18 protein-coding genes are annotated in these 18,529 nt (G+C 68.2%); 7 read left to right on the top strand and 11 right to left on the bottom strand.

What is annotated here, in order from left to right; translation table 11 throughout:
• Positions 1-274 precede the first annotated feature (274 nt).
• Both ACWD4J_RS34010 and ACWD4J_RS34005 read left to right on the top strand, forming a co-directional pair.
• Complete coding sequence (locus ACWD4J_RS34010) at positions 275-1,534, top strand: outer membrane protein assembly factor BamB family protein (RefSeq protein ID WP_451399346.1); 1,260 nt, start codon at positions 275-277, stop codon at positions 1,532-1,534.
• A 536-nt stretch (positions 1,535-2,070) separates the two neighbouring features.
• Complete coding sequence (locus ACWD4J_RS34005; protein ID WP_451399345.1) at positions 2,071-2,601, top strand: hypothetical protein; 531 nt, start codon at positions 2,071-2,073, stop codon at positions 2,599-2,601.
• A 6-nt stretch (positions 2,602-2,607) separates the two neighbouring features.
• Here the strand turns inward: ACWD4J_RS34005 and ACWD4J_RS34000 are convergent, their stop codons facing one another.
• Positions 2,608-3,348: a hypothetical protein gene (locus tag ACWD4J_RS34000; protein ID WP_451399344.1), complete on the bottom strand. Its 741-nt coding sequence runs from the start codon at positions 3,346-3,348 to the stop codon at positions 2,608-2,610.
• Positions 3,349-3,369: 21 nt separating this feature from the next.
• Positions 3,370-3,687 carry a hypothetical protein gene (locus ACWD4J_RS33995; RefSeq protein WP_451399343.1) on the bottom strand — a complete coding sequence of 106 codons (318 nt, stop codon included), beginning with the start codon at positions 3,685-3,687 and terminating at the stop codon, positions 3,370-3,372.
• An 83-nt stretch (positions 3,688-3,770) separates the two neighbouring features.
• Between ACWD4J_RS33995 and ACWD4J_RS33990 the strand changes: the two genes are divergently transcribed.
• Positions 3,771-4,169, top strand: a complete 399-nt coding sequence (locus ACWD4J_RS33990; RefSeq protein ID WP_451399342.1) for a hypothetical protein — start codon at positions 3,771-3,773, stop codon at positions 4,167-4,169.
• 26 nt (positions 4,170-4,195) lie between these two features.
• A complete protein-coding gene (locus tag ACWD4J_RS33985) occupies positions 4,196-4,384 on the top strand; it encodes a hypothetical protein (protein ID WP_451399341.1) in 189 nt (62 codons plus the stop codon).
• Between the two features lie 214 nt (positions 4,385-4,598).
• On the opposite strand, the gene ACWD4J_RS33980 is transcribed toward ACWD4J_RS33985, so the two are convergent.
• Positions 4,599-5,210: a hypothetical protein gene (locus ACWD4J_RS33980; RefSeq protein ID WP_451399340.1), complete on the bottom strand. Its 612-nt coding sequence runs from the start codon at positions 5,208-5,210 to the stop codon at positions 4,599-4,601.
• A gap of 44 nt (positions 5,211-5,254) precedes the next feature.
• Positions 5,255-5,773 carry a hypothetical protein gene (locus ACWD4J_RS33975; RefSeq protein WP_451399339.1) on the bottom strand — a complete coding sequence of 173 codons (519 nt, stop codon included), beginning with the start codon at positions 5,771-5,773 and terminating at the stop codon, positions 5,255-5,257.
• Between the two features lie 193 nt (positions 5,774-5,966).
• Between ACWD4J_RS33975 and ACWD4J_RS33970 the strand changes: the two genes are divergently transcribed.
• From ACWD4J_RS33970 to ACWD4J_RS33960, 3 genes are all read left to right on the top strand, one after another.
• Complete coding sequence (locus ACWD4J_RS33970) at positions 5,967-6,293, top strand: hypothetical protein (protein ID WP_451399338.1); 327 nt, start codon at positions 5,967-5,969, stop codon at positions 6,291-6,293.
• Positions 6,294-6,313: 20 nt separating this feature from the next.
• Complete coding sequence (locus tag ACWD4J_RS33965) at positions 6,314-7,462, top strand: WXG100-like domain-containing protein (RefSeq protein WP_451399337.1); 1,149 nt, start codon at positions 6,314-6,316, stop codon at positions 7,460-7,462.
• 73 nt (positions 7,463-7,535) lie between these two features.
• Positions 7,536-7,928, top strand: coding sequence for a hypothetical protein (locus ACWD4J_RS33960; RefSeq protein ID WP_451399336.1), 393 nt, complete (start codon positions 7,536-7,538; stop codon positions 7,926-7,928).
• 79 nt (positions 7,929-8,007) lie between these two features.
• Here ACWD4J_RS33960 and ACWD4J_RS33955 read toward each other — a convergent pair whose 3' ends face one another.
• The 7 genes from ACWD4J_RS33955 to ACWD4J_RS33925 form a co-directional block, all read right to left on the bottom strand.
• A complete protein-coding gene (locus tag ACWD4J_RS33955; RefSeq protein WP_451399335.1) occupies positions 8,008-8,157 on the bottom strand; it encodes a hypothetical protein in 150 nt (49 codons plus the stop codon).
• 171 nt (positions 8,158-8,328) lie between these two features.
• Positions 8,329-8,985: a hypothetical protein gene (locus ACWD4J_RS33950; RefSeq protein WP_451399334.1), complete on the bottom strand. Its 657-nt coding sequence runs from the start codon at positions 8,983-8,985 to the stop codon at positions 8,329-8,331.
• Between the two features lie 197 nt (positions 8,986-9,182).
• The gene (locus tag ACWD4J_RS33945) at positions 9,183-9,842 is read right to left on the bottom strand and encodes a hypothetical protein (RefSeq protein WP_451399333.1); all 660 of its coding nucleotides are present in this window, start codon (positions 9,840-9,842) and stop codon (positions 9,183-9,185) included.
• 204 nt (positions 9,843-10,046) lie between these two features.
• Positions 10,047-11,999 carry an ATP-binding protein gene (locus tag ACWD4J_RS33940; protein WP_451399332.1) on the bottom strand — a complete coding sequence of 651 codons (1,953 nt, stop codon included), beginning with the start codon at positions 11,997-11,999 and terminating at the stop codon, positions 10,047-10,049.
• 40 nt (positions 12,000-12,039) lie between these two features.
• Positions 12,040-12,366 carry a hypothetical protein gene (locus ACWD4J_RS33935; RefSeq protein WP_451399331.1) on the bottom strand — a complete coding sequence of 109 codons (327 nt, stop codon included), beginning with the start codon at positions 12,364-12,366 and terminating at the stop codon, positions 12,040-12,042.
• 44 nt (positions 12,367-12,410) lie between these two features.
• Positions 12,411-13,217, bottom strand: a complete 807-nt coding sequence (locus ACWD4J_RS33930) for an immunity 49 family protein (RefSeq protein ID WP_451399330.1) — start codon at positions 13,215-13,217, stop codon at positions 12,411-12,413.
• Positions 13,218-13,242: 25 nt separating this feature from the next.
• Positions 13,243-18,519, bottom strand: coding sequence for a toxin glutamine deamidase domain-containing protein (locus ACWD4J_RS33925; protein WP_451399329.1), 5,277 nt, complete (start codon positions 18,517-18,519; stop codon positions 13,243-13,245).
• Positions 18,520-18,529: the final 10 nt, after the last annotated feature.

Here is an 18,529-nt window from a genome sequence, read left to right as displayed (position 1 = left end):
ACCTGTGCCGGGTATCGGTCCCTATGGGCAGCAGCCCTCTCCGCCGCAGCAGCCTCCCGTCCCACCCCAGCAGGGATACCTACCGCCGCAGGGGTACGGCTATCCACAACAGCCACCCGCGACACCGCCGGGACAACCCGGCTACGGATATCCCCAGCAGTCGGTGCCCCCGCAATATCCGATGGCTCCCCAGCCGGGTTACGGCCATCCACAGCAGTTTCCCGGAGCGCCCGTTCCGCCTGCGCAGCAGCGGAAGAAGAAGACCGGGCTGATCATGCTGCTCGTTGTCTCACTCGTCGTGCTCGGTGGGGCCGGAGGGGCCGCGTGGTACGTGTTGGCGGGCTCGGCCACCGAGCCTTCGTGGAGTATCCCGTCGAAGTCGGAATGGGGCTTGGGTGAGCAAGAGGTGGACGGCACCTGGTTCACCGACAAGGCTGTGATTCAGACCTTGTCCGGTGGTGTGAAGGCCTACGACCGTGACAGCGGAGAGAAGTTGTGGGCCACGCCGCTGCCTGGCGCGGGTAACCAAGCCTGCGTCGCCCCCTCCGTCTCTGACGGCGGGATCGGCGTTGTTGCTTATGGCACCTCGGGCATGGGGGGAGCCCACGGCAAGTGCGACCACGTTGCTGCGTACGACCTCAACTCCGGCAAGGAGTTGTGGCACCGGGGCTTCAAGGTGAAGGACGAGTTCAACTCGGGAACACACCTGGCGGTAGCTCGTACCGGCGAGACAGTCGTGATCACTACCGACCGGGAGCAGGTGGCGCTGAAGGCGGCTGACGGCACCAATGCCTGGGACGTGAAGAAGGTGGTGCCGAGCGGCTGTAACACGGGCACGTACACCGGCGGCAAGAATCTGATCCGCACGACAGCGTGCCTCGAGGGAGACGCGTTCACCGGGAAGTCATGGACCGAAGCGTCGCTCGTCGACCCGGCCACCGGAAAAGCGGAGTGGACGAAGCGATTTGGCGAGGACGAAGCAGAGGTCGCTCTTTCTACTTCCCCGCTCGTCCTCAGCGGGGAGGCTAAGGGAGTGTTCGCGCTCGATGAGAAGTCCGGTGAGCGGCGCGGTACGTTCCCGGGGATGACGGAGAAGTACTACGTCTTCCCGGAGGAGAACGGAAGCCCGATGCGTCAGGTCGCGGGCGTCGGGAACATCCTCCTCATGGGGGTGGCCGAGCAGGAAGTCGCCAAGGGTGAGTCGAAGACGCTGGTTGCCTACGATTTGGACAGCGGCAAGGAACTGTGGAAGGCGCCGGCTTCAAGCACCATTGAGTACATTCCGCTGAGGGACACGGGTAGCGAGCGTCTGTTGGCGTACGTCACCGACGCCGCGAACAGGACGAAGCTGGTGGAGTTCAACCCCAAGGATGGCGCGATGACGACAGTCGTCGAGTATCCGAAAGAGGTGCACACGAACATGGGCGCCGGTGCGTGGCCGTTCTGGCACGATGGCGTGCTCTACGTCACCTCGGTCGGGGCTGGCCTCGGCGGCGATTCGTACGCCCTCGTGGCATTGCCCACGACCTCTTAGGCACCAACTCGGCGGCGAGGCGGACCGCGACGGTCTGCCTCGCCGCCGAGCGCAATAGTGAGCACATCGGTCCCGGCGTCGTTCGTTTCCCTGGAAGACGTGCCGGGGCCTCCGTACGCGAAGATCACGCGAAGAACATCACCCGCAGGCTGACGCCGAAGCCGATCACGCCCCACCGTGATCATTACGTTGGGGCAGCACTTGGCGGTGCCCCACGATGAACCACCACGCGTCTCGAAGACGTTAGCTTGGCGCCACCCGGCCCGGCCGACGCCAGCAGGTCTGTCCGCAGCCGAACCCCAGCTCCAAGACGGGCCGGCCACCGCCAGGTTGCGTATCCCGGTCGACGCCCTGGTTTACTTGGGCAGTATGGAAGAGTGCGACATGGTCGGCGCAGGTGTGGAGCCGACGCTGGTCGACGGCTTGATGTGTGACCGTGAGTTGGTTGAGAAGCGCGACATGGGAGAGGGTGCGTAGTGAGGCAGCCCGAATTGATGCCGCTCGCACCAACTGCACCACTCCCTCAACCCGGCATCATGGGCCGCGCTCTCGGAGGGCTGTTCTTCGTTCTCGCCCTGGTGATCTTCGGGTTCGGCCTGTACAACGCCGCCCACGCCGCCGGCGTCGCCGGCACCCATGGCACTCTGACCGTGGAGCAATGCTGGGTCAAACAAGGTGGCCGCAGCTCCAGTGACACCACGGTGTGCGGAGGAACCTTCCGGTCTGACGACGGCAAAGTCGTCGACGACCAGGCGAGCATCCGAGCGGAGGCGAAGCGGGGCAGCAAGGTCTCTGTGCAGCAGGCCGGCGACTGGTACGTGAAGGTCGGCTTTGGCGAGACGACTCGATGGTTCGCGGTGTTCTTCCTCGGCTGGCTCGTAGTGGCGTTCGGCATGTCATTCGCTGTCACAGGCATGTTCCCGCGTAGCGGTATGCAGGTAGCCATGATCACCCGGGCGGTATCAGGCACCAGAGTGGGCGCGGTGCGAAAGTGGTTCGTCCGCGGAGGCCTCGCTGGTGCTGGTGTCTGCCTCCTGCTGACGCTGCTGGCCTGGCTCCTGAGCTGACAGCGGTTACACCGCCGGATTGTCGTAGCTCTTCCCTGGCTCAGGAAAACTTTTCAGAGCGACGCTGAGCCTGCCGACCACCAATCCACTAGCGGTCGTGGCCACATCCACGGCTTGCTGGGCAGCACTGTAGGCCTCGGTGATACGTCCCCATGTCTTGATCATCGCGGCGATTTCCAGAGCAGCAGCCGCATAGCCCACGACGGCACCCACACCCGTCTCGGCCAGCAGTGTGCCCGCCGCGAGCTCGACCTCCGCGATGATTGCTTCATCCGCCAGTTGTTCAAGCAAACCCTTGATGAGGTCTGCACCCCTGGCCACAGCAAGGCCGACGTCGTTGTAGGCGCCCTGAAGCTCCTTCAAGTCTCCTTCCAAGGAGTCGATCTTCTTCGCCAGCTCATCAAAGTAGACATAGGCGGAATCGGCCGCGTTGCCGTTCCATGTCGCATCCAGTTCCCTGTTGCCGGACTTCAGGTTCGTGGCTATGTCCTTGGCGAGCTTTCCCGTGTTGGCCCACATTTCGCCGCATTTGACGTACGACTCCCAGTCGCCGGTAAACCAGGCGATGGCCTCTTCCAGAGGATTGAAGCCGAAGACGAACTCAATCGTCGCGAGAGCCCATTCGCTGGGACTGAGGAAATCGCTCACCGTGCTGACGGTGTCGCCGACGATTCCCTTGGAGAACTCCTCAGGCTGGCTGGGTGCTTTAAGGTTGTCGACAGGTTCGACAGTGTCCGTGAAACTCATGTGAGGAGGTCTCCAGGTGCGTCAGCGCTTGCTCGGCGGGTAGGTGGCGTCGAGCTTTGACGCCTGGTCCTGATCGGTTGTCCGGTAGTACTCCGCGGACTTCGACAGCTCCTTTGCGCTGGCGGTCAGGAGCGTGCGGAGTCGGGTGACCACATCATTGACCCCGTCCATTGCCTGCGAGTGCATGCCGGTTGCCCACAGGATCAGCCCCTGCCCGGTGACGGCACCCATATCGCCGTACTTCTTGATGTATTCCTGCGACTGATGCACGTCTTCAGCTGCACGTTCCACCTGGCGGCTGTACCCATCAAGATCATCTGGCTGGACCTCGAACGTCATCCCTCACCCCGTCACCGCACGTCCGCTCTATAGCCGCCAGCTACTCTAGCGCCACCAGAAACCCCAGGCGAGGAGCAGTGCCCATGGATGAACGCGAGGTCGGAGACGGGGAATTCCTCGACATCGCCAAGGACCCTGCCAGGGCCCGGGCGTTGCGCAAGTCGCTGCAGAGGCTGGCCGGCAGTGGAGACGAAACCGTGCGGGAGATGGCCCGCGAAGTGCTTGCCGGCCGGGTGGGGCTGCGCCAGGCGATGCGGACGGGAGCCTACCGGGAAGCGCTGCACGAGAGTGCCAAGAATGGGATACGCGCGTACGAGCAGATGAGTGCTGAAGAGCGCAGCGCCGCGGAAGCCGAGGGCCAGCGGCAACTTGACGAGTACCAGAAGGAGATCGACCGGGAGCGAACTGAACGGCAAGCGGAAGATAGGAGAAGCAAGAAAGGTGCGTCAGCACCGCACCAGGCGCGTGGCTGGCAACTGTAAGCATGAGGCGCCGGGGGATCCGTGGTTTGTACCAGCGGCTCCACGAGATGCGCCGGGCGGCCGTCGACCAGACGTACGCGGAACGCCAGCAGTTCAAGGCCCCGTTCGCGGATTGGGACGCGCGCGACAGCGCGTGGAACTGGACCGCGAAGGTGCCGAGCGGGACGCGCCGGTGCACGGGCTCCGGCCGGGGAGGACGGGCGGCTCAGCGCTGAGGCTCGGGGCTGACGTGACCGACAGCGTCATCGTCGCAGTCAACTCCGTCGTACCGGCCGTTCCAGCCGAGAACGTCTGACTCTGAACATCCTGGAATTCCTCGCCGACGCAAGCGCGAGGTCAGGCAAGAAGTCGGTGTGCACGTCGACCCCGGCGTCACTCGTCCCTCTCGGGATGCGCCGGGGCCTCTGTCACGCGAAGTGCATGCGAAGGTCACGCGAAGAACATCACCAACAGGCTGACGCCGCAGCCGATCACGCCCGTCGCGACCATCACATAGACCGTGCGGAGCAGGCCCTGGCTCGCCGCCTGTTCGGAGCGGCGGACGTCGGAGGCGCCGCCGAAGGCGAAGCCGGTGGCGGTGCCGAAGAGGCCGAGGGCGAGGGGGATCAGGGCGCCGAACCACCATGCGCAGCCGACGGCGATGGCGCCGACCCAGCCGTGGTCCTGCTGGTAGGAGGTGTCGCCGGTCTTGCGGGCCTCGAGGACGTCGCCGCGCTGGTACAGGGCATCGCTCTTGAGCTCGGCGTTGAGGTCCTTGGCGGTGCCGTCGTTGGCGGTGAAGGTGCCGTAGCACCACCTGGTCTTGGTGCGCTTCCGTGAACTGCTCGACGCGGTCGAGCGGTACTTGATGCTGACGGTGCAGGTCTCGACGGTGAGCTTGCCCGGTGTGGACGTGGCGTAGGTGTAGGGGCCGAGGAAGGCGCCGAGGGCCAGGAGGACGAGGCTGACGAGGATCAGGCCTGCGCCGATGAGGCGGCCGAGGCCCGCCCGCCCTCCCGGCGCGGCGGCGTTCGTCGCGGCGTTCCCGTGTACTTGTGTCATTGAGAGTTCCTCAGAAGGGGATACGGAATACGGGGGTACGGGCGTTACAGGACGAGTCCGCAGACGAGCGCTGCCAGGGCGCCCAGGGCGAAGACGCCGCCCAGGAGGGGGCCGGTGACGGTCGGGGCCGGCAGGCGCTGCCAGGAGGCCCCGAAGCCGGGGCCGTTGCGCGTGCCGAAGCCGGTGAGGAGGCAGTAGATGCCGAATGCCACCAAGGAGAGGCAGAACGCGAGAATCGCTGCGTCGTCTCCGGGGTCCCGGTCCTGCGGCTGCTCGAACGTGCCGTCCACTTGTACGACGGGGATTCTCGCGCCGGTTTCGAAACGTGATGAAGTCTCCACCGTCACGTCTTCGTAAGTGGACTTACCGTTTTGTGCGGACCAGCTTCCGGTGCAGCTGAACTTGAGTTCTGTCGTGCGCCTGTGCGTGCCGTAGTGGGTCTTCGTGTGCGTTTCGCATGAAGAAATGGTGAGGGTTCCTTCGGTGCCTTCGCCGGCAAGTTCGCTGCGCAGTTCCGGAATGGTCACCGTGGCGACGATCGCGGCCACGAGAAGCAGTCCCAAACCGAGGAGTCTTCCCAGCCACAGGCTTCCTGTGCTGCCGTAACGCGCCTGTGTTGTCACCACTGTTGGTCGTCCCCCTGGGAAACTTGACGATCTCTTGACTGACGGGCTCGCGGGCTCGTGCGCGAGGAGTCTAAGGTATCGGTCTGTCGTCTTATATGAACGGCGACAAGGGGAGTATCGGGGGATGGCAATGGAGTTCGAGACCTTTGATGTGGAGACTGCTGTACTCCGCACGCAGGGGGGAAACTTCGTCGACCTCGGGGGTGATTTCTCGAACGCCTCCAAGCGACTTCAGGACACCCTCGAAGGGCTTGGAGAGCCGTGGTCGGACGCGGACTTCGGGGAGATCTTCGGGCAGGTCTACACGCCGATTCGTGACGGAATCTTCACATCGATGGACAGTCTCGCGAAACGGCTCCAGCAGATCGGGCACAACCTGCAGGACATGGCAGGTAACTACGACACATCGGATGTGTCGAACAGTGGTCTGCTGAACAGGATCTCCGGTCAACTCTAATTAAATTCGGGGCTATTGGCATGTCGCTCACACTGCCCAGCGAACTTGTCTGGGTGCTCGACCTCCTCGGTTACTCCTGGCCCGAGGCCGACGAAGAAGCACTGCATGAAGTCGCCGAGGCATGGCGGGCTTTCGGCGCGGAACTCGAACAGATTCAGGCACAGGGCGAAAGCTTCGCCCGTACCGTCGTCTCCAGCAACATGGGCACGGCCGTCGACGGCTTCAGCAAGGCATGGGGCGCCTACACCGGCGCGAACGGCGAGGACAGCTACATCCCGGACGCGAAGACCGCGTGCGAAGTGATCGCCTTCGCGTTCGACGCGGCCGCGGTGGCGGTCCTCACGGCGAAGGTGGCCGTGATCGTGCAGCTCGTCGCTCTGGCCGTGGAGATCATCGCGGCGCAGGCGTCGGCTCCCTTCACCTTCGGACTGTCCGAGGTCGGCGCGCTGGGCGCGACACAGGCCACGCGAGTGATCGTCCGGGAGCTGCTGGCAAAGCTCAGGAAGGAGGTCGTGGAGGCGGTCACCAAGGCCATGGAGCACGCCACCATGGACGCCCTCAAGAAGATCGCCAAGGAGCAGCTCGAGAAGATCACCAAGGAGAAGGTCAAGCAGTACGCCAAGCAGCAGATCAAGGAGCAGGCCAAGCAGTTCGTCCAGGAGAAGGTGGTCGACGCCGCCAAGGACAAGGCCAAAGAGGCCGCCATCGGAATGGCGCAGAACATCGGCCAGCAGAGCGTCGAGACCTACTTCGACGCGCGGTCCGGCATCGACCTCGGAGAGACCGCGGACGTCGCCAAGACGGCGGCCGGCGAGTACGTGGACGGCCTCAAGAACGAGGTCACCGGCGGCGAGGGATCGACCTTCGCCGGCTACACGGACGTGTCCGGGCACGTGGACAACGCCGTGGACGCCGCGACGGAGAAGGTCACCGGGGCGGTCGGGGACCGCGCACAGCAAGGTGTCGACGCGCTGACCGGAAACAGTGCCGACGGAGCGCAGGGGGCCGACGGGGACGAGACAACCGCCTCCGCGACGGGTTCCGGCTCCTCGGGCACCACACAGGCGTCCAATCGGGCCACGGCCACCACCACCGCCGCCACTGCACGCTCCAGTTCTTCGCACACCACTGGGGGCGCGCATGACTGGGCTCGCGACGAGTTCGGGTGACACCGCCGCCGCTCTTCACCACCGCACCGCCCACAGGAAGCTGCAGAAGCCACAGGAAGGACGTGCCGGACCCATGACCGCGGACCGGGAGATCCAGGACGAGGAACTCATGGGGATCGCCCAGGACCCCGAGCAGGCCATGCGGCTACGCCGCTCGCTGCGCACCATCTCCGACGCGACATCGCTCGACCCGGCCCTGCGCGACATGGCGCGTGCGGTGCTGAGCGGGCGCGTCGACGTCAAGGACGCCTTCCAGGACCCGCGCTACACCGAGGCCGTTTTCCAGCGGCTCCATGAGATGCGTCGGGCGGCCGACGAACAGACGTACGCGGAACGGCAGCAGTCCAAGTCCCAGTTCGCGGACTGGGATACGCGGCAGCAGGCGGACCTGGACCGCGAACGTGCCGAGCGGGACGCGCCGGTGCACGTCCTCGGCCGGGGAGGGCGTCCTCCGGCTCCGCGCTGAGACCAGCCTGGGGTGGGGGGGCGGAAGGTGCGCCCTCCCCGGGCTGAGGCAGGCCCAGAACGCCGGGTGGCCTGCCGATTCAGGCCACGCTGCGGAGTGCTACCAGCGCCACGCTGCTCCCCAGAGCACACGTCAGGGCGAGCCCCACCAGCTTGCCGCTGCGGCTGCGGTAGCCGCGCACGGCTGCCCAGATTCCGGTGGCGCCGACGACAGCCAGAGCTCCGCTCACCACACGCATGGCTACGCCGACGCCCGGCAGGACAGTCGCTGCCAGGCCGCCCCGTGCCATACGGAAGCGCACTCGGCGAAGGACTCCCAGGCGCCGGCGAACCACTGATGGTCCGTCACCGGCCCAAGGGTGGCGAGAGGGGCGGAGCTTGGCTCGACGGCGACCGGGTCTCTAGCGCGAGGACCCGCGCGTACGCTCCCGGTGTCCCTTGCGATCCGGAACACCCATGTAGCCGGGCTCGCGCTCGGTCTCACCGAGCCACAGCTGGGGGACCTGCTGCTGGATCGCCGTGACCAGTGCCACCTGGGAACTCGCGGGGAGAGGGAGGCGGTAGCGCAGCCGCGGGAGGCTGGGGTGCAGCGGTTCCTCGTCGCGGACCAGGGGCCACAGGACGGGGTCGTCGCGGTCGATGGGAGCGTTGGCGCACAGCTCGATGGAGTACACCTTCACACCGCGCCTGCCCATCCTGCTCCAGTGCAGGCCGACTCCGGCGAGGCTCTGCCAGGGGATGACGCGCTGCGCCTTGCCGTTGTGGACCCACAGCCCCGTGTGGTCGACGCTCACGCTGGAGTGCCGGGCCGACCAGGTGGCGGTCAGGCTGGTGAGGCTGATGAAGCCCATGAACAGCCCGATGACGATTCCCGCGATTCCCTGGGGACTTGACTTACCGTCGACGAGCCCAGCAGTTACCGCTATGCCGCCGAACAGTACGAGGATGCTGATCGCCGTGAGCGCGATACCAAGGGGGACCATTCGTCGCGCGGCTCGCTGGCCTGTGCGCACGACAGTGGCGGCGGGGGAGGGGGAGAGTCCGTGGGAATTCGACATGGGGCGGAGTGTAGGAGGCTCAGGGCGGACCGTGACTCGCGGACAGCCGGCTGCGCGACGCGCGGCAGACCCACGTTGGGCGCCGTGCTCGCCCGGACCCGTCGCACCCGCTGGGCGCTGTGGGTCACCTGTATCGCCGTAGCGACGGCGAGCCTCGGCGACAACCCTGCATTCCGCTGAGCAGACCAGGCGAGAAATCACACCTGACGGCGCTTGTTGCCGATGAGGTAGGCGAGGCCCCAAGCGGCCGCTGCGGCCACCACGAGTCCGAGCGGGGAGAACCAGTCGACTCCGCCGGTGGCTTCGTCGGTCCACCAGGCCTTGGCGGGGAAGAAGGGCTCGGCCTCCAGCAGATCCCGGAGGGCCGTGGATGTCTGGTTCGTGGCGATGATGAGCGGGAGGGCGTTGGCGTAGCCGAAGAAGGCGCCGAGCGCGGCGATGACGGCCCCACTGATCCGGGAGCCATTGCTGCGGTGAGCCATCGAGCCGACCAAGGAACCGACAATGGCTCCGTTGAGCAGCGCGTGGGTCAAGTAGAGGGCGTTGGCCGTGGCGACCGACTGCTCCTTGTACGTGGCCAGGATGAGACCGCTGTAGAGCAGCGAGACGACGACCGAGGCGAAGAAGCCGAGGAAGACCGCGCCGACTGGATTGCCACCTGCGTTCGGCTGCTGCCCGAAGGGCGGAGCCTGAAACGGCGGTGCCGGGTACATCGGGGGTTGTCCGGGAACGGGCGGCGGCGGCCCGAACCTTGGCTGCGGCGGCTGCTGCGGCCCGCCCGGCTCGTTGTACGGGTTGTAGGCGACCTGCGGTGGCCGCTGCGGCGGCGGTGGCGGTTGGAACGGCGGCTGGCTCATTGATTTCCCCCGGAGTGAGCTGGCAAGAGCAGCAAGAGCAGCGAGAGCAGCAAGTTATCAGTGAGATCAGGAGGGAGCCGTCGGAGCCGGAGCGGGCCGCGTGAAGGGCCGTGGGGGGCGAGTGCGACGGAGTGCCGGGGCCGGGCAGGCAGGGCCGACCGGGGCAACGCGAGGTAGTGGGCGGGTACGTGTGTCGCTCGTCGCCTACCAGGCTGTCCCCGGGGCCGCCGGGCGGATGCGGAGGGCCTTCGCCCCGCGCTCGGTGGCGAGGAGGAGGATGCCGTCGGGGGAGAGATCGGCGGCGGTGAAGGGGGCGTCGGAGATCAACGCCGCCACGACCTGCTGATTCGCGCGGTCCCAGACCCGTAGGTGGTCGGCGCCGTGGCTCAGACCTAGCGGCGAGGCGGCCCGCTCCTCCTCGGAGGGACGCAGAATCTGCCCGGGATCGATGTCGGGGCCGGTCACGCCGAGGTCGTCCGGTCGTACGAGGCCGTGGACGAGCACCGCGGAACCGGCCGCGCCTGCGGACTCGCCGGCCGGCTGCGCACCGGGCGTCCCCGCGGGCACGGCGAGAACGGCGACCGGGACGGCCGGCCCCTCGGACCTGGGCAGGCGGCCGGCGGTCACGGCGCTGATGCCGGGGACGGGCAGGCTCCACAGCGTCTGCCAGGGCAGGTCGAGGCCCAGCCGGTGTACGGCGTCGGCGTACTCCGGCAGGCCGTCCTCGACGAACGCGGTCTCCAGGAGGGCGGCGCGCAGCGTGGCGGGGACCTGGGTGCGGGTCAGGAGGGGGGCCGTACGCAGGTAGGCGCGGGCGGGTGCGCCGAGTTCCTCGGTGGGGACGGCCTCGATGGCGGCACGCAGTGGCACCGGGTCGGCGTGGACGAACAGGCCCGGGTCCGTGAGGAGTTGGGGCAGCAGGCCCGCCTCCAGGGTGTGGCCCGCGATGTGGTCGCGAACGTACGGGTCGGCCTTGCTCCAGTCCTGGTCCGGCACTGCCTCAAGGAGCGCCATCGCGACCTGCGTCTGGGCGGCGCGGACGTTCGGCAGGCCGGCGCGGATCTCGTCGCCGATGGCCGGGTGCAGCAGCCGGAGCAGCGTACGCGCGCTGCCCTCCCCGTCCGGGCGAAGCGACTCGACGAACGGTCCGGCCAGCGTGCCGCTGTTCGCGAGGGCGCCGCTCATGTCCTTGCCCGCAAGGGCGTTGACGAGCCGTATCCAGATGTCGGTGGGCAGCCCGTCGCCCTCCGCGAGGGCCAGGGGCGCCAGGAGTTGACGGAGGATCCCCGGGTCGGCTCCGAGGCGGCGGGCGTGCAGGTCGAGTGCCTGGCCGATGGACGACGGCAGGAGGGACTCGTCGTGCGGGGCACCGGCGCCCGGACTCGCCAGGATGCTCTGGACGGCGAGCTGCACGGTGAGAGCGCTGGTTCCGGCTCGGCGCCCGATCGCCTCGGCAAGGGCTCGCCTCGTCGAAGGATCCGAGGTGAAGGGCAGCTCCGGTGCACCGGACTCCGGGCTGAGCAGCGCGTCGGCCTGCAGCACCAGACCGTGCGGGTCGGCCCACCGCGGGTCGTCGAGGTCGATGACCTGAATCGTGCCGGGCGGGAGTTCACCGGCGAGTTCGGTGGCGAGTCCGGTGGCGAGGTCGCGCGGTACGTCCGCGAGCAGCCGGACGCCGGATGTGGTGGCGAGTGGCTTGAGCACTTCCCGTACGACGCGGGCCGGTTCGCCCGCCGTACGCACCGGACCTGCCCGGTCGACGTCGGGCACGACGATGGTCTCGGTCCGGCCGAGGGCGCCCAGTGCGGCGTACACCTCTTCGACGCGGGTGGCCTGCACGTCGTAGTGGCCCGCGACGAGCCACCCCAACTGCGCGGCGGTCAGCCCCGCCGCGCTCGGCACCGCGGGGGCCGGAAGCTCGGGCGGTACGGTCGACGGGTCGAGGTGCCTCAGCGGCAGCCGCCCGCGGAACTCCGGGTCGCACAGCATCAGGAAGCCGGTCAGCAGGTGTGAACGCCCGCTGCCCGGGCTGCCGGTGAGGACGATGACGCGGGGCGCACCCGGCCACTCCATCCGCCAGGCGGCAAGTGCGCGCAGCACAGCTGTGCGGCCGCCTATGTAGGGATGGGGTGCGTAACCGTCGGTCGGGGCGGTCATGGGTGTGAGTCCTCGTGTGTGCCGGAGTTACGGACGAAGGCTAGGCGTTGCGCCCGATGTTCTTGCGGTAGAGCGCGATGGCCTGCTCGGTCGGGAAGTTGGGGACGGTCACGGTCTCCCCGGTCTCCTTCGACACGACGATCTTGGCTCCGCCGGGCGGGGAAGGCTGGGGGCGGCCGGCTGTGTCGGTACGGGGCGGGAAGACCGCGTACACCAGGTAGCCGATGTCGAACTCGTGGACGTGTAGTTCGGCGGGGGTGCCGTCGGGGAGTTTGGGCTGAGCGAAGCGGGAGCGGACGATGTCCAAGGCCTGGTCGGCCGTAGTGGGCGGGCCTTGCGGGCCGGAGGCCGGGGTGTCCGGGGCCATGGAATGGGTCTCCTTGTCGGGGATCAGGTCGGCTGATGCGCTGACTACGTGGGGAACTCGTTGACCCAGCCGCCGTCGAGAAGGAACTTGGGGAGGTACTCGGACTCGACGGTGAGCGTGAAGCCGGCGTCAACCGCGAGGCAGGACACGGCCAGTGGCCCCAGGGCGATGGCGCCTTCCGCGTCCAGGGTGCGGTCCTCGTCGCGAGTCCAGTACTCCTTGTGCCACTCCAGGGCCTTGGCCAGTTCGACGTTGAATCTGTCCTGGTCGCCGCGGGCCAGCTGGGTGAGGAGGTTCATCGGCGGATACATGATCTGGAGGACGCCGTCGCGTGGGGCGTGGCGCAGTTTGGCGGGGTCCGTTCCGTCCACCGCGGCCACCAGTTTGTCGCCGAATTCGGGGCGCTTGAGCCAGTACGCCTGCAGTGCCTCCACCCAGTCGTAGATGTACTCGTCGAAGACCCCGTCGGCCTGCCGCATCTGCAAGGCGGGGAACTGGCACAGATCGGTCATGCGCTTCTTCTCGCGGCAGACACAGGCCAGCCAGAAGGCAGTGAGCCAGTTGCCGGCGTGGGCGCGAGGGAGGGCTCCGGCGCGGACGGTGTGCATCTTGTGACCGATGCGGTACTCCGAGGTGCCGGTCGTGGCCTGGGCCGACGCGAACAGGGCCGAGCCGACCTGCATGGCGGTGACGCAGGCTTCCCACGTCTCGAGTTTGTCGGCCTCCGGGTCCAGGGCGCATCGCAGGCCGAGGAGCTTGACGGCGTCGGCCAGAACGTTCGAGAACCACGAGGGCTCGGTACGCAGGTCCTCGACGTCATCCCAGAAGTCCTCGGTATGGGACACGAGCATCGTCGGGATGTTTCGCGTCGGCGACTCATGCCGCGGAATCCGCATCGCTTTCCTTTTCCTTCTCTGCTTCCGTTCTGATGTCGAACTGTTTCATCTCGTAGCCCTGGTGCTTCCCCCCTGAGGAGTTGCCCTTCACGAGTATGTATTTGACCCGCGACGGGTTGGCGTTCAGGGCCTTCCGGAGGTCACGTGCCAGTCGCCGCTCTGCCCGGGCGGCCTCCGACTCGTCATCGGTCTTGGCGTTCCGCTCGTTCCGGGCTGCGCGCGACTCCATCTCATGCAGGATCGTCTCAAAGTACGCACGGGTGCCCTGCCGGACCCTCGGCACGCCAGGACTCGGTGCATCCTGGGTGGCTTGGTCCTCGTTCTGCGTACCGTCGCCGTGCTCCTGGCCGTGCTCCTGGCCGGGATCGCCCGGTGAAGCGGTCGGGTCCGAGCCCTGCTCCGGCGGAAGCCCTCGCCGTTCGCCGAGATCGGCTGTCAGGGAGCCCTTGGCCTCCACGACGACGAAGTGGGGCGGGTCGGTGCTCGGATCCCGCCAGATCTGGTCGAACCGGTTGTTTCCCATGGCACGGTCGTCGACGCGGACGTAATCCTCGAAATGCCGCGGCATCACGTGGTGCTCGGCGACCGCCTCGCCGTAGTCCTCACTGGCCCGTGTCATCTCTCCGTGCAGGGGACTGTGCTTGGCGTCCGCTTCCTCGAACTTCTCCTTGTTCTCGGGAGTCTTGTTCGCCTCGTAGGTCTCCTTGGCGGCCGCCCGGTCCTTGTGCGGCTGCCGGTCCGCGTCGATCGCGTCCTGGCGCGCCTTGGCGGCCTCGTCGAGCAGCTTCAGGTTGTCGTCGGAGATCTTCGTGTTCCGCTCGCCCGAACCCTCGCCCGAGTCGATGTACGACTCCGGAGCGGCGTCCGGTGCGTCGTTGGCCAGCATCCACGGCTTGTTGGGATCGTTCGTCGGATGCAGCTGCGGGACGGGGTACCCGTCTTCGGCCGGATCGGTCCTGCTTCTCCGGTATCCGCTGTTGGGGTGGTAGTACTTTTCGAACCAGGCCTTGTCCTTCGGATCGTTCGAGTTGGCGCGATCGAGCATGTCCAGATCACGCTGCCTGCGCTGTGCCGGGTCGGTCAGGTCGCGGGGACCGTCGCCCGCGGGCTCCGCAGGGCCGGACGGGTGTTCCGGGTGCGCCGGGCTGGGCGCATGCGTGGGGTGCTCGGCCGCGATGTCGCCGTACAGCGGCTTCTTCCCGTTGACGGAGTCCTTGACGTAGTCGGCCGCATCGGCGTTCCTGCCGTCCGGCAGGCTCTCGCGGGTGGGGACCGCGGAGTCCTTGATCATGGTGCCCGGGCGGTCGCGGTGGTCGTCGACCGGCGACGGATTCGAGCCCTCGGGATGTGCCTGGTCCGGGGACTCGGGCCGGTCCTTGTCCGGGGTCTCCGACCGCGGATCCTCGGAATGCTCGGGGTGCTTCTGATCCGGCCTCGGCTCCTCCGGGCGCTGCCCGTCCGGACGCTGCCCGTCGGGGCGTTCGTTGGGCTCCGGGTGCTTCTGCGCGGGGGTGTCCCTGTGCGGCTCCGAGGTGCGCGGATCGGATGTACGTGGGTCGGACGTACGTGGGTCGGACGTACGCGGATCCGTGGCGCGAGGGTCGGTGGCGTGCGGGTCCTTGGTCTGCTGGTGCTGCGGGTCGGACGTACGCGGGTCCGACGGCGTGGTGTTCTGCTGAGGCGTGTCCCGGTGGGGCGTGGGGTCGTTCGGGGTGTCTGTCTCCGGGGCGTGTGTCTCAGCCGTCGTGGTCGGGTGCTCGGACTCCTTGTCGGAGGTGCGGCCCTGCTCGTCGGGGCGGCCGTTCTCGTTTCCGGGCTCGGCGTTCGTTGCGTTCGGGGCGGGCGTCGACGGCTGCGAGGGGTTGTCGTCGTCCTGCTTCGGCGTGTCGCCCGAGACGTCGTTCTGCGGGGTCTGGGTGTCGTCCGGTTGCCCGTCGGTGTTCTCGGAGTTCTCCGGCTGGCCTTCGCCGTTGTTCTGGCTTCCCGTGTCCTGGGCCTCGGGCACCGTGGGGTGCAGGGGGTCGCCATTGGAGTCCAGGGGGATGTGCCAGACGTGTTCCGCGTTGGAGATGTGGAGCGGGTCGTGGCTGACCTCTCCGGTCTGCGTGTCGACCCAGATGATGTTGCCGTGGTGGTTGACGGCGTTGAAGGCGTGGCCGCCCCCGTTGTTCGGCCAGTCGACCTGGACGATGGCCGCGGCACCGTGCCCGGCCTGCTGGAGGTCCCAGGCGATACGGGCCGGCGTGTCGGGGTCGTCACCCCGGCCCGCGTAGGTGTGCGCGGCACCCGCCCAGCGGATCTGGTTGTCGTTCGCGTCGTCCTCGGGGGACCAGTGGTCGGGCTTGCCGTTCTCGTCGAGGTCGAGGGTGCGCGGCGCCGAGACCTGCGGGTTCCCGTACCAGGTCTCCAGGAACGAACGGGAGCAGTCGGCGCAGTTGTTGCTGCGTCCGGGGACGGTGTTGCCGCCGTCGTTCTGGAGCTGGGACCAGTTGCCGAAGGGGTCGGGGAAGCGCTGCGGAGTGCCGTCCTCGTTGCGCGGTACGGCGTCGGCCAGTGCCTGCTGATCGGCCGGGTCGGGTTCGGACAGGCCGCCGGGGTAGTGGTCCAGGTCGGCGCGGATGTTCTCCAGGCTGTCCTGGTTCGGGTGTTGCTGGTGGTTGGGGTCACCGGGGGTGGCCTGGGGCGAGCCCGGGGCGTTCGGCGTGGCGGGGCCCGCGTGCGATGGGGTCGCCGAGGAGCCGGGGGTGCGGACGACGGTGTGCACCGGAACCGCCGTCACCTGGTGTTGCTGATGCTGCTGGGGATTGGACGGGGTGGTCTGCGGCGGAGTGGTGGACTGACCGGCCGGCTGCTGCGGGGCGTTGGGAGTGCTCGGCGCGTTGGGCGTGCTGCCCGCGGGCTGCTGGGGCGGCCTGTTGGGGGTGGATCCGGTGCCGGTGCCCGGCTGGCTCTGGGTGCCGGGTGTGCCTTGTGTGGCGGGACCGGGCTGGGATGTGGAGTTGGGCGTACGACTGCTCGGAGCCGACGAGTTCGAGGTGCCGCTGTTCGATGTCGACGTGCGGTCGGACCCGGACCCGGAGCCGGAGCCGGAGCCGGAGCCGGTCGAGGTGGAGGGCGTCGTCGTGGACGACGTGCCGGTGGACGGCGATGAGGTCCTGGGGGACGTCGACTGGCCCGGGTTCTGGTTCGGGGTGGTCGTAGTCGAGGTCTGGCCCGGAGTGCGGGTACGGGTGCCGTCGGTCGGGTCCGTGGTGCCGCGCGGCGTGGTGCGGTCGCCCGGCGTCGTACCGGGGGTGTTGCGAGACGTGGTGCCGTCACCCGGCCTCGTGCCGTTGGTGTCGCGCGGCACGGTGCCGTCCCCCGGCCTCGTACCGGGCGTGTTCCGAGGCGTCGTTCCGTCGCCCGGAGTCGTGCTCGTGTTACCAGGAGTGGTACGGGGATTGGTGGCGTCCCCCAGGGGCGTACTGGGCGTGCGCTGCGTCGGTATGCGACCGTCCGCTGTGCCGGGAGCGCGACTGTCCGTCGTCGGCGTACTCCTGGGCGTCGTCGTCGGCGACGTCGGGCCCGGCGTGGACGCGGGCCCGGTTCCCGTCGAGGACGACGTGACCGGCGTACCGGCTGAAGTGGCCCTCCCCACTCCCGAGTTGGTGGTAGGGCTGGTCGGCGTCGAGCCCGAGGGCGTGCTTCCGGACGTACCCCCGCCCTGGTGCGAACCGCCCACGCCGCCCCCGACGGAAGGCGCCACCGGGGACGTCGGCATCGCCGAGCCGCCGTCCGCACGACCGCCACCGGTGCCCGCGGGAGACGTATCGCCCGGCGTCGGCGTGGGAGCCGCGTTGGAGTGTGTCGGCACGCTGGCGGCCAGGCTGTCGATGGACGTGCCGATCGTGCCGCTGCCCCCCGTCGGTGACGACGTACCGCCCGACGGCGCGGACGTGGACACGGCATGTGTCGTCGGCGACGAGAGCCCGGACACGGACGAGCCGCCGCCGGAGTGGGACGGGCCGGACGTGCTCGGTGCGTCGGCCGCACCGCCCGAGTCCCCGCCACCCTGCGACGTACCACTCGGCGAGGGATCGTCGAAGTCGGACAGCGTCGGACCCGACGTCGAGGGCGTCGGCCTCGCGTACGAGTCCGGAGTGGAAGCACCGTTCCCGGAATCGGACCCCGACCCGGAGTCGGAACCCGGCGCCGCGCCCAGGTCCGGCCCGCCGATGGTGTGACCACCGGCATCGGCGGAGATCCCGCCACCGATGTTCGACCCCGCCGCCGAACGCGTCGACGCCGAGGAGTCCGACGAGGACGAGTCTGAGCCCCGGCCACCGTCCGACGTATCCGAACGCCCGCCGCCGTCCGACGAGTCGGAGTCCCTGCCACCGCTCGACGAGTCCGAGGAGTCCGAACCCCCGTCGTCATCCGACGAGTCGGAATCCCCCTCACCGTCCGAGCCGTCGCCGCCGTCGCTCCCCGACGACCCCGACCCTCCGTCGTAACCGTCGATACGACTGTCGATGGCATGGTGGGCCCGATGCCCGGCCTTCTCGCCGAGGCTGTCCCGCACCCCCTCCAGAAGGGTCTGCGGGGTCTGCTTGATGGCCTCCCAGGCGCCGTCCGTTCCGGCCTTGACGGTCGTGGCGAGGTCGTAACCCGACTGGGCGCCGAAGCCGACGTTCACCGTCTGGCGGATCAGGTCGGTGATGATCGCCTCGATCGCCGAGATCGCGGGCTCCTTCATCGCCTCCACGATCGCCTCGATCAGCGCCTCTTTCAGCTCGTCGAGGAGCCGGCGCACGATCAGCCGGGTGACCTGGGTCGCGCCCAGCGCGCCGACCTCTGACAGGCCGAAGGTGAACGGCGCGGCGGCCTGGGCGGCGGCGATCTCGATGGCCAGGGCGATCAGCTGGGCGATCACCGCCCACTTGGCGAACTCGACGACGTAGGCGCAGGCCTCCATCACGTTCGCGATGGTGTAGGCGGCCGTGGCGGCGTTCGCGAGGTAGCCGTCGCCGCCTCCGCCGTCGAACTTGGAGTACGTCTTGGTGAACGCGTCGATCGAGTCGCCGGCGTTGTGGGCCACCACCTGACGGGCGCTGGCGTTGGCCGTGGTGTGCAGCTCGGTGACGTCGTCGCCGAACTTCCGCCACAGGGCGGCCGAGTCTCTGAGCTTGTCCTCGTTCGCCGTCGGCCAGCGGTAGCCGAGCATCTCGAGAACCCATTCGAGCTCGTCCGGCAGCATCATCGCCACAGCAGAAAGCACCCCCGTCAGA

The sequence above is a fragment of the Streptomyces sp. NPDC002577 genome (genome assembly GCF_053594815.1).
Note: the sequence above shows the minus strand (reverse complement) of the source record. Positions and strands in the feature narration are given on the sequence as shown.